At 54.5% G+C, this 11,655-nt stretch carries 9 protein-coding genes; 4 read left to right on the top strand and 5 right to left on the bottom strand.

All coding sequences use genetic code 11. From position 1 onward, the window contains the following. Positions 1–491: 491 nt before the first annotated feature. Both ABQ298_08565 and ABQ298_08560 read left to right on the top strand, forming a co-directional pair. Positions 492–2,408, top strand: coding sequence for a sodium:solute symporter family protein (locus tag ABQ298_08565; GenBank protein MEQ9824421.1), 1,917 nt, complete (start codon positions 492–494; stop codon positions 2,406–2,408). A 185-nt stretch (positions 2,409–2,593) separates the two neighbouring features. Then, a complete protein-coding gene (locus tag ABQ298_08560; protein ID MEQ9824420.1) occupies positions 2,594–3,103 on the top strand; it encodes a hypothetical protein in 510 nt (169 codons plus the stop codon). A 16-nt stretch (positions 3,104–3,119) separates the two neighbouring features. Here ABQ298_08560 and fucP read toward each other — a convergent pair whose 3' ends face one another. From fucP to ABQ298_08535, 5 genes are all read right to left on the bottom strand, one after another. Continuing rightward, a complete protein-coding gene (gene fucP, locus ABQ298_08555) occupies positions 3,120–4,382 on the bottom strand; it encodes an L-fucose:H+ symporter permease (GenBank protein MEQ9824419.1) in 1,263 nt (420 codons plus the stop codon). A 110-nt stretch (positions 4,383–4,492) separates the two neighbouring features. After that, on the bottom strand, positions 4,493–4,927 hold the full coding sequence (fucU, locus tag ABQ298_08550) for an L-fucose mutarotase (GenBank protein MEQ9824418.1): 435 nt from the start codon (positions 4,925–4,927) through the stop codon (positions 4,493–4,495). A gap of 95 nt (positions 4,928–5,022) precedes the next feature. Beyond that, positions 5,023–6,657, bottom strand: coding sequence for a glycoside hydrolase family protein (locus ABQ298_08545; protein ID MEQ9824417.1), 1,635 nt, complete (start codon positions 6,655–6,657; stop codon positions 5,023–5,025). A gap of 67 nt (positions 6,658–6,724) precedes the next feature. Then, a complete protein-coding gene (locus ABQ298_08540) occupies positions 6,725–7,711 on the bottom strand; it encodes an aldo/keto reductase (protein MEQ9824416.1) in 987 nt (328 codons plus the stop codon). Between the two features lie 46 nt (positions 7,712–7,757). Next, positions 7,758–8,849 (bottom strand): zinc-binding dehydrogenase, encoded by a 1,092-nt coding sequence (locus tag ABQ298_08535; protein ID MEQ9824415.1) that lies wholly within the window; start codon positions 8,847–8,849, stop codon positions 7,758–7,760. Between the two features lie 123 nt (positions 8,850–8,972). On the opposite strand from ABQ298_08535, the gene ABQ298_08530 reads away from it, so the two are divergent. Both ABQ298_08530 and ABQ298_08525 read left to right on the top strand, forming a co-directional pair. After that, on the top strand, positions 8,973–9,875 hold the full coding sequence (locus ABQ298_08530) for an AraC family transcriptional regulator (GenBank protein MEQ9824414.1): 903 nt from the start codon (positions 8,973–8,975) through the stop codon (positions 9,873–9,875). 55 nt (positions 9,876–9,930) lie between these two features. Further along, positions 9,931–11,652, top strand: coding sequence for a SulP family inorganic anion transporter (locus ABQ298_08525; GenBank protein MEQ9824413.1), 1,722 nt, complete (start codon positions 9,931–9,933; stop codon positions 11,650–11,652). The last annotated feature ends 3 nt before the right edge of the window (positions 11,653–11,655 follow it).

Below are 11,655 nucleotides of genomic sequence, written 5' to 3'. Positions count from 1 at the left end.
GTCTCAGCCGATGCCTTTTGACACGCCACAAATCGAAATTTGAGTAACTGTTCCGCTGTCGATCTACCCTGCGGCAAACAACCAATCCCAGTGCCGAAAGAGGCACGTGCCTCCGTCTCGCCTCAAACCCAAGGGAGCGGGAGCTTCCAGCTCGCGAAAAAATGAACCTCGTCTCTGCTCTTGCTCCTGACTCCTTGTTGTTGCCGCCAAGGCAGCCCCGACAAAAGAGGAAATGGTAACGAAGGCGCGAGCTGGAAGCTCCCGCTACTTTAGATCCTCTCTGGAGCCACCAGCTCGCGTCCAACTGAAACTGCAACACGTTTAAGCTCCCGCTACTTTAGATCCCTCTCTGACTTTTCGTGAACAGCTCGCCCGGGACCAATCGATTTCCCACGCACATCCCGCTTGCACGATGGAGCAAAACCCTGCATGCTCACCCACTTCCCGGGTCTTCGACAGATCCTGAATCGATCACGCAATTCACCTACCCCATGTTCAGTCAAAACGTGTTCCTTCCACAGGTTGGCAATGCTTCATTGCTCGCCCAACTCCACCCCGTCGACGTCTCCATCATTGCGGCTTATCTGATCGCGATTGTTGGCATCGGCATCCTGATCTCCAAACGTGCTGCGCGCAGCATGGGAGACTACTACCTCGGTGGCAACAAACTGCCCTGGTACATGCTGGGACTGTCGAATGCATCGGGCATGTTCGACATCTCCGGAACGATGTGGCTGGTAACACTGGCCTTTGTCTACGGAGTGAAGAGCATCTGGATTCCCTGGCTGTGGCCTGTCTTCAACCAGATTTTCCTCATGGTCTTCCTCTCGGCATGGCTGCGACGCTCCAATGTGACCACAGGTGCTCAATGGATCAACTACCGCTTTGGCAACGACCGAGGCAGTTCCATGGCCCATGGCATCGTCGTGGTATTTGCCCTGATCAGTGGGCTGGGATTTCTGGCCTATGGGTTCATTGGCCTGGGAAAATTCATGGAAATCTTCATCCCCTGGACATGGGTCAACAGCTATCTCAACCTGGATATCCCGGCTGAATATGTGCCGCACCTCTATGGCATTGCCTTTACCCTGTTTGCGGTTTTCTACACGGTGTTGGGCGGCATGGTCAGCATCGTCTGGGCCGACATTCTGCAATATGTGATCATGACGATTGCATCGATCGTTGTGGCCTACATCGCCTTCTCGGCAGTTGCCACCCACGGCTTGATGGTGCCCGATGGCTGGACAAACCCTTTCTTTGGTAAAACCCTGGGCATCGACTGGTCAGCGCAAATCAGCGAGGTGAACCGCAAAATTGCTGAAGATGGTTACACACTGTTCTCAGCGATGTTCATGATGATGTTATTCAAAGGCATCTTGCTCAGCATCGCGGGTCCCGCACCCAACTACGACATGCAGAAGATCCTCTCCACCAAATCACCCTCGGAGGCGTGCAAGATGAGCGGATTTGTTTCCATCGTGCTGATGCCGGTTCGCTACCTCATGATTGCAGGATTTGCAGTGCTCGGCATCATCTTCTATGAGCAGCTCAATCTCGAAGTCGCCGGGGTGCTTGACTTTGAGCAGGTCCTCCCCTCCACGATTCATCAGTTTGTCCCGATGGGTTTACTGGGACTTCTGCTCGCCGGCTTGCTCGCGGCATTCATTTCAACCTTTTCGGGCACGCTCAACGCCGCCCAGGTCTACGTGACCAACGACATCTATCTGAAATATATCCGCCCCCACGCCACCGCTCAGAATGTGAAGGTGATGAACTACATCGTGGGCATCTCGATTGTGATCATCAGCATCGTGCTGGGCACGCAGGCGAAAAATGTGAATCAGGTGCTGCAGCTGATTGTCTCGGCGCTCTGGGGCGGCTATACAGCAGCCAACGTGCTGAAATGGTACTGGTGGCGCTTCAACTCTCAGGGCTATTTCTGGGGCATGCTCTCCGGCATGATCGTAGCGGGCCTTCCGATGGTCATTCCAGGGCTGCTCGGAGCCATCTTCCCGATGTTCGCACCGGACATCCGCATCCTCTATTACTTCCCCATCATCCTGATCGTTTCCACAATCGGATGCGTTGTGGCTTCCCTGCTCACGGCACCCACCGACGAAGAACAGCTGAAAAAATTCTACCGCGAAGTACGTCCGTGGGGATTCTGGAAGCCCGTACTGCAAAAGGTGCTGGTGGACGATCCCCATTTTCAGAAAAACCGTCACTTCGCGCTGGACATGTTCAACGTCTTCATTGGAACCATCTGGCAAACATCGCTGGTCGCACTGCCCTTCTTTTTTGTCATCCACGAGTTTCAGTCGGCCATCATCACGCTGGCAGTCGCCATCATCTGTATGATCATACTCAAGCGCAGCTGGTGGGATCGCCTCTCGCAATACGACAACTGATAAACCATCGCGCTCCCTTGTTCCCTGCGGGGGAGCGTGCTGCTGTGTTGAGCGATTTTGTATCGATTGACTCCATTTTGACACTGTAATCAGCCAGAAATCGACACCCCTTCAACAACCTGTAAAACTCGGTAAACTTCGGGTAAAGCAGTTGAGTGGCCCTGCAACGCTGCCAGAATTGCAGCATGAAAGAAGGACCTGTGTGCAGATTGGGAATGCTGGTTGCGCTGGTTCTGTTGGGTACCGGTTGCGCTCAACGTGAACCCGACCCGCTTGTCGGTGTTTGGAGATCCGGAGAAACGGAGCTTCGCTTTTACCTCGATGGCAGTTATCAGCTTGAAAATGAATCCCTGAGCAACTCGGGGTTTTACCAAATTTCTGCACCGGGAAATCTCGTGGTCTTCACGTATGAATACCGCAAGGCCATCCGCAACATGAGTTCCCGTTTCGATTTGAATCCCGATGGACGATTGCTGTCCCTGGATCGCACCCCTGCGGGAACGCTCGTGCTCACGCGCGCGATCCATCGTCAACTTCCGACATCCCAGGTTTCCAGCATCTCCGAACCCTCGGGAGGAAGTCCGCGCTGGCCCGAGGTCAGTGCCGGGTTCGCCACACCGCAGCGCGCTGCACATCGGCGACCCGCTCAGTTTGAGTTTCCGACCACCGATGCTTCGGCAACAACGCCCTACTGAGTTCCTTCCCTTTGACTCAGTTCAGATCGCGGATCATCAGCAGATTCCGGCGTGAACTGCGCCATCCATAAGCTGCAATGATGACAAAACAGAGTGCTGGCAGGAAGAAGGAAAAGCGTGTTGCAGACATTCCCGCAACCTGACCGAGATCGATGATCAGGCCTTGCAATGGAGGCATCAGCGCGCCTCCCACTATCGCAAAAATCAAACCTGCCGATGCCAGTTTTGCATCGTCCCCCAGTCCCTCCAGGGCGATGCCATAGATCGTCGGAAACATCAGGGACATGCAGGCCGAAATGCCCACCAGGGCATACAAGCCGGGATATCCACCCAGGAAGATTGCACCCAGCGTAGTGGCGACACCGCCCGCGGCCAATCCCGCGAGCAAGATGCCAGGGCTGAAATATTTGAGCAGAAAGGTGCAGATGAAGCGGCTCGAGCAAAAAATGATCATGGCCGCAATGTTGTACTTCGATGCTTCATCGGAAGGCATACCGAGCGAGTCTTCGGCGTAGTGAAAAATGAAGGTCCACACCATGATTTGTGCGCCCACATAAAAAGTCTGCGCGACAACGCCTTCAACATAGTTGAGATTTTTCAAGAGACGTCTTGCGGTCGTGAACAGGTGCACATCCCCCGTGGCATCCCCCTGCCTGGGCAGGCGCACCAGTAAAAAAGCGATCATCACGACAATCACTACCGCACCAATCACAAGATATGGGGTGCGCACGATCTCAAGGTCATTGGCACGCTCTCCGGTCAGCTGCTTCTGAATGTAAAACATCGCCACAAACATGCCCGTGAGCGACCCCATGGGGTTAAAGGCCTGCGCGAGATTCAGCCGACGGGTCGCGGTCTCCGGTGGTCCCATCGACAGGATGTAGGGATTGGCGGTGGTTTCCAGAAATGCCAACCCAAAGGTCAGCACGTAGAACCCCAACAGAAACAGGTTAAACGACTCGAACAGACTCGCAGGAACCGTCATCATCGCGCCCAACGCATAGAGTGAAAGTCCGATCACAATGCCGCTCTTGTAGCTGTATTTCCGGATGAAAACTGCAGCAGGGATCGCCATCGTCGCGTAGCCACCGTAAAAGGCAAACTGCACCAGACTGCTCTGGGCATTGCTGATCTGAAAGATGTCCCGAAAGGCTTTCACCAGTGGGTTGGTGATATCATTGGCAAAGCCCCACAGCGCAAAGAGCAACGTCACCATGATGAAGGGAAGAATGAACTTGGGGGGAATAACGGCGGGTTTGGGGTCAGATGGATGATTCATGGACTTGGGGTCGATCATTTGGGGTTGTGGTTAAAGCACGACATGCGATCCGACGTATCGATGCATGAAACGCGATAAATACAGGGATGCCGGTTGGAGTTCCGTGCGATTCAAGTGCTGGGGGTCACTCCTTTTTTCAGCAAAATGTTGCCATATTTGGCAGTCTCTCCAGTCATGACGACTGCAAATGCTTTTCGGGTTCGTTCATAGAACGCAAAACGCTCGATGCGCTGCACTTCCGTAAATGCGGGATAGGACAATCGAATACTGGCAAGATAGGCCTTCTCGACTTCGGGATCGAGCTGATCTCCAGGGACCGCCGCCATCATGATCACCGGATCCGACACATAGGAATCCAGCTCAAAAAGCGGCAGGATGGCCCTCAACAGATCGGCAATGCGCAACCCATCTGCACGCAGCACTCGCGCATTCACGGATTCACCGGGGAAATGGGCGTCTGCCAGAATAATTTCATCGCCGTGTCCCATTCGCGCAAGTGTCGCGAGCAGGTCCGGACTGATCAGGGGTGAGATTCCTTTTAACATGGGGTTGTCAAGGGTTAGCTGTATTGAGTCGCTTCGCGGGAATGTAGGTTTCTCCTCTCAGGGAGTCCAATCAATTGTTTGTCATCGGAAAAGGCTCATTCAGAAAATCGGGCATGACCAGTATACTGCATTCTTTGCCCCGAGCGCGGTTCCACCACAACCGTGCATTGCGAATCGGGGTTCAGCTCCACAGTTTGATAGACTTCCTTCACGGCCAGATGCACGGTTGTGTTAGCATACGGTTGAAGGGCAGGCACCACACTCTCTGCAACGCATGCTTCACTTCCATCAATCGACAACAGCACTCGAATGGATGATGCATCGGAACTCCGTTGACCCAGATTCATCACTTCCACCGATAGCATGCGTTCCCCGATGCCACCTGACAACACAGGTGCCCGGGGTGAAAGCATTGCGTCGGTATCTGCCGACTCTGACAGGCTTGCGAATCCAAAAACCGGATCACCGTTGAGTTTGCGACCGATCAATTTTGCGACAAACGCTTCATCGTCGAACTCGCAATCCGCACGATCAAAGCCGAACACCACATCGGCACCCTCAACCACCTGTTCCCTCACGCTGGCACCACGCCCAAAGTTGACCGCTTCGCATGCACCCAAGCGCAGCGAGTCGAGATCGAGATCGTGCAACGGATCAAAGCCCGGCTCCGCCTTCACCCGAACGCGAACGATGGAGCCATTGGCACCGTTCGTGCCGTGTGAATCGACGATTTCGAGCAACAATCCCGGTTCCAGAGGGATTCCAATATTTTTCGAACTGTGAAGGTCAAAGGCACGGTCTTCATGCTTGAGGGTGTCGATCACCGCAAAATTTGCCTGAATTGCCCGGCCTTTGGCATCTTGAAAAATTTTGAGACGCTCAAACTTGAACCAATCCTCCACTGTTCCATCAGCATGACGGGCAATGCCGGGTACATAAGCCTCACCTGGATCGACGACCCAATGCAGTCCATCCGGTGAGCGCAGATAGTACGCGATGCGTCCCAACCAGTCATTCACGATCAGATGATATTGCACGGAATCCCTCCAGATCACCGGATCTTCAAAGCGTCCGTCAACGTCGGGATACACACTGCCATTGCTCACCTGATGATAGGTGGAGAGACCATCCTCGCTGATCCAAATGCCGCCACCACGACACACCATCACAAAGGAACCATCGTCCCGCCGTGCAAAGGAGAGATTGGACAATCCCTCAATGATCGCACGGTCACGCGCATCAAACTCCAGCTTGGAATACTGCCACGGTCCATTGAGATCATCCGCAATGTAACAACCGTCAATTACGTAGATCACGTAGCGGCCGTCCTTGAGGCGGAACGCCTCGGGGTTGTGACCGCGCCCAATCAGCTGCCGGGGTCGAAAGGGGCCTGTCAGATTGTCACTGACAGCATTAAATACCCAGGAACGTCCCCATTCCATGTGCCCCCGAGGTGAGCCTTCCAGCCAGCCGCAGACGAACAGGTGGTAGGTACCATCCTCCGCCTGCAGGATGTTGCCTCCCCAGTAGGACCAGCTGTCGGATTCGATGCCGTTGTCGATCCATCGGGGACGCACAGCATCCAAACCCCAGGTATCTGAAGAAAGCACCCTACCCTGCATGGGAAGAAAACGGTCCACAAAGCGCGCCCCTTGCACGAGTTCGTTCCAGGAGTCTGGACGCTCACGTTCGGCGATCTGGGCATACAGCAACCCTGTGCAAGCGAACATCAGTCCACTGATCCATATTCCAAACTGCAGTCCATTCCACTTCATTTCAGTCCTTCTGCGTTGGGATTTATGTCCATAGCTCGTGCCAGTCTTTTGCCCCCTGCCACAGAAAGACATGTCCCTTGATCAGGCGACAGTTCCGGTCGATGCCCGCGATGGCTTGCATCTCCTGATCACTCAGCGCAGCTGTGGTAAGTGCTTCAAGGTTTGCATGATAATTCGCCGGGGTTGTCGAAAAAGGAATGGGAACCTGACCCCGCTGCTGGGCCCACTTCACACAAAGGGTTGCCGGGTGAATGCCATGATTCCGGGCAATCTCCAGGATCACCGGATCCTCCACATCCACACTGTCCTCAGGAGTGCGGTCCCGTTCAGGACGCGCAGGCGAACCCACCGGACAGTAACCGATGGCAACCATTGCCTGAGAGCGCACGTATTCAAACAGTTCCGGTTGCTGGAAGTGCGGGTGCAGTTCCATCTGATTTGCCGCTGGTGCAATATTCGCATCCTGCAATATGCGGCTGAGTTTCGAAATCGTTACATTGGAAGTTCCGATGGCACGCACCAGTCCCCGCTCAACCAACCGTTCCATTCCGGCCCAGGTATCCATGAACTGATCGTGCACATAGGGCTGGGCATCGGGTGAGCGTGCAGAAACATCACAATGCGGGGGATGGTAATTGGGAAACGGCCAATGCACCAGGTACAGATCGAGGTAATCCAGTTGCAGATCCCGCAAGCTCTGCTCGCAGGCGGGTCCGACCTTCGCACTGCCATGTTGGTCATTCCACAGTTTTGAGGTGATCCACAAATCCTCCCGCGCAACCCCCTCGCTGCGAAGGGAGCGTAGCGCTTCCCCAATCTGCCGTTCATTGCCATATACTGCCGCACAGTCAAAGTGGCGGTATCCGATGCGACCCGCATTGAGCACTGCATCTGCAACCGTTTCGTGCGACACATGGTCCGAACCAAAGGTGCCCAGACCGATCGCCGGCATGGTCGCGCCCGTGTGCAGTTTGCGTTGGGGTATCAGGGATGGATCAATGGCATTCATGAAAATCTTGTGGGGGGTTCAATGTTCAGCAGCTTGAGCAAGTCCATCATGCGGAGACTTTGCCTTCCAGTTCCTCGTCGAAACAAACTGCAACTTTTCCGCACCGTCCCTGCGCCATCAGCGCATAGGCCTCATCTGCGCGCTCGAGCGGAAAGCGATGCGTGATCAAATCCGCAGGATGAAGGTTCCAACGCACCAGCAGTTCGAGCAATTCCTCCATGCGCCAAATATTGGTCACCCAACTGCCATGGATGGATTTCTGGTCATGAATCAGATCCGGAGAAGGTTCAAACTCACAACGACCTCCTTCACCGATCAGGACAATCTTCCCCCATTTGCGTGTAGCCCGGATGGCCACATTGCGAGCCTGCACATGCCCGGAGCAGTCCACAGCACGTTCCACCCCATGTCCATGAGTCAGCTGCAACACACGGTCCACCGTATCCTCCCCGGCAGGCAATACCTCATCGCAGAGACCTTTTTTCAGGGCGAGTTCCCTGCGCTCAGATACCGCATCCACCCCGATCACTCTTGTCGCTCCCATCGCCCGGCTGAGCATCGCTGCAGCCAGTCCGACCGGACCCAATCCCGTGATCAGGACCACATGTTTGCCGCAGATCCCAATCTTCTCCAGACCCTCATAGACCGTTCCAAAACCACAGGCCACCTGTGCCCCATCCGCATAGCTCAGTCCATCCGGAAGCAGGCACAAGTCTTTCTCATCCGCAAGCAGGTAGTCTGCCATCCCACCGTCCCGCTGCCACCCATAGGCAGCACGATGTGGGCTGGTACAGCTGATCATGTATCCGCGACGGCAGTCATTGCACAGTCCACAGCCCGAAATATGGTAAACTACGACCCGGTCTCCAACTTGAAAACGTCGCGTACCCGGACCGACCGCAACGATCTGCCCACAGGGTTCGTGCCCTGCGATCTTATTCTGATAACCCTCAGGTCCCTTTCCCAGATGTTCGTGATAAATGGCACGAATGTCACTGCCACAAAGCGTGGACGCCTTCATGCGCAGCAACACCTCGCCATGGCCGGGTTGTGGAACAGGCACGGTTTTCAGTACGGTCGTACTATTACCGGGTAGGTAGGCACCCGTCATGGTTTGGGGAAGGTTTGCAGAGATCATGGTGGGTAATCTTGGGGATCGCATCCTAAAAATGGATAAGCATCATTTTAACACAATTCATGCAATGGATCCATCGACTGAATTGACAGAGTATTGGATATTTTTGACTATTCGCTATTCCGTATGCGAACCGCAACGCAGCATTTCATTCCTTCATTCATAGCACCTGAAGTTCAGAAAGCGGATTATTTTTTCCACAATCTGAATCCAGACTCTGGAGCATCTTTAACCATTGTGTGCGGTGGCATTGAGGTGTGTGGCAAGGCGTATCACGTACAGCGCAGCGCATTTCCCTATCACGGACTGGAGTACATCGTCTCAGGCCACTGCAACGTCAATCTGGATGGAAACACCACTGCCCTGAGTGCCGGATCGCTATTCTGTTATGGTCCCCATCAACAACTCCAATTGCGTGCACTTTCGCCACACCCGCTGGTCAAGTGCTTTGTGGATTTCAGCGGAACCCAAGCCGAGACCCTGCTCGCTCCACTGCATGCCCATGCCCAACATCAGGCCGCACTCTCCCATTTACCCTGGATTCGCTCCAACTTCCAGCAGCTGATTGATCTCGGAAAGGCCAAACAGACTGAGGCCTGTCATCAACTGCTGCAACTCATCCTCAGTCAGGTTCCACCTCCACAGGCCCTGCGTCGACCTTCGCGCAGCGCAGGCCATGCACTCTGTCAACAGAGCCTCGAACACATCGAGAGGGACTTTGCATCCCTGCGTTCTCTGCGGGACCTTGCCGATGCCGTGCATGTGAGCGAAGCCTACCTCTGCCGCGTTTTCCAGAAACACCACAACGAATCTCCCTCGCGCGCACTCACGCGAAGAAAAATGGAAGTAGCCGCACAACTGCTTTTTGTCGGGACCGAACTCGTTAAAACCGTCGCTGCAAAGGTCGGTTACGAGGATCCCTGTCATTTTTCCCGCCTGTTCAAACAGCACTATGGCGTAGCCCCAGCACATTTTTTTCAACGCAACCAGAGCAGGATCCCCTCGCGTAATACGGCGATTGAGGATTGATTCCACTCCCCGCATCCCCTAAAACCCTGACCTTCCTGCAATCAACCTATAGCAGATGAACTGGCGCACCCTACCGCTGCTGGCCAAACTCAAGGGCTATCAAATCCGCGACCTCGGACACGATCTGAAGGCAGGAATCAATGTGGCTTTGCTCGATTTCCCTCAGTCCATGGCCTACGCCATGATCGCGGGACTGCCCATTCAGTATGGAGTGCATGCCTCTGCACTGGGATCCATCATCGCACCGTTTTTTGCCAGCTCGCGCTTCCTGATCACGGGTCCCAGCAACGCCACCGCCGTGCTGCTGATGAGCGGATTCCTCTCAATGGGACTGGAGGAAAGTCAGCGTCTTGTCGTGCTGCCCATGCTGGTACTGATGGTCGGATGCTTCCTGTTTGCTGGTGCCTTCCTGCGTCTGGAGGTCGTGATTCAATACGTATCGCGCGCGGTGATCACAGGCTACGTCACGGCGGCCGGATTTCTGATTATCGTCAAACAATCCCCTCACGTTCTGGGCATTGAGATCGAAGGGAGCGGCACCTTTTTGTTAACGCTCCAGGAGATTCTGCAATCCAGTGGCATGACCCAATGGCCCATCCTGCTGTTTTCCGCACTCACTCCTCTCATTCACTTTACACTCCGACGCATCAATCCCCGGCTTCCTTCGCTCGCCCTGACAATTGTACTGTCGACCCTGTTATCGATCCTGCTGCAGCGATGGGGGCTGCATTTGCAAACCCTGCCAAATTTGCCGCGTGGCGATTGGTCGCTCACGGTCCCATTGCTCGACCTCAAATTGATCCACAGCCTTCTTGGCACCGCATTTGCGATTTCACTGCTTTCTCTGCTCGAGAGTTCATCCATTTCCAAAACCGTTGCAGCACGTGCTGGTGACACGGTGGACATTTCCCAACAGATGGTCAGCATGGGAGTGGCCAACACGGTCAATGCTTTTGGCGCGGGCATGCCAGTTTCCGGTTCACCCGTTCGCACCATGCTCAACTATGACAGCGGTGCACGCACCCCGGTTTCCAGTCTCATCAGCGGGCTGCTCCTGCTCATTGCGATTTTTGCGCTGGCCCCGCTGATTCAGTATATCCCCAAGGCTTCACTGGCGTCCATGATCATGATTGTGGGGATTTCGCTGATCAAGTGGGACACGATCAAGGTTTTCCTGAGAACTTCCAAGTCTGATGCTGCAACCTTTCTGGTCACGTTTACCTCCGGACTACTCTTTCCGCTGGACATTGCCATCTACTTTGGAGTGGGCCTCTCAATCGCGCTCTTTCTGAAGAAAGTTGCCAACCCCACCCTGCAGGAGGTGGATTTCACCGATCAGGGAGAAGTTCTCGGTACCCGCCCGGAACGGCGCTCCGCCATTTCCATTGTGCATGTGGAGGGCGACCTCTTTTTTGGATCCACTGATGTCTTCCTCGACCGCATGCGGGATCTGGTCGAATCTCCGAACCTCAAGGTCATCATCCTGCGTATGCTCAATGCCCACCACATTGATGCCACGGCGAGTCTCGCCATTGTCAATCTCATCGAATTTGCACGACAAAACGACCGTGACGTCATCCTCGCTGGTGTGCGTGACGACATGTTGCCGCAAATCGAAAAATCCGGTCTGGCTGAGGTCGTCGGTCCGGACAACCTGTTTCGCTACACGCCCGAAAACCTGACCTTGTCGACCCGCAATGCGCTGTTGCGAGCCCAGGAAATCATCGGTTCCAAGGATACCGAGGTCATCCTCATGGTGAAAAAGGACAAGGAATGAGGG

This window comes from Puniceicoccaceae bacterium (assembly GCA_040224245.1).
Taxonomy (GTDB): domain Bacteria; phylum Verrucomicrobiota; class Verrucomicrobiia; order Opitutales; family JAFGAQ01; genus JAKSBQ01.
Note: the sequence above shows the minus strand (reverse complement) of the source record. Positions and strands in the feature narration are given on the sequence as shown.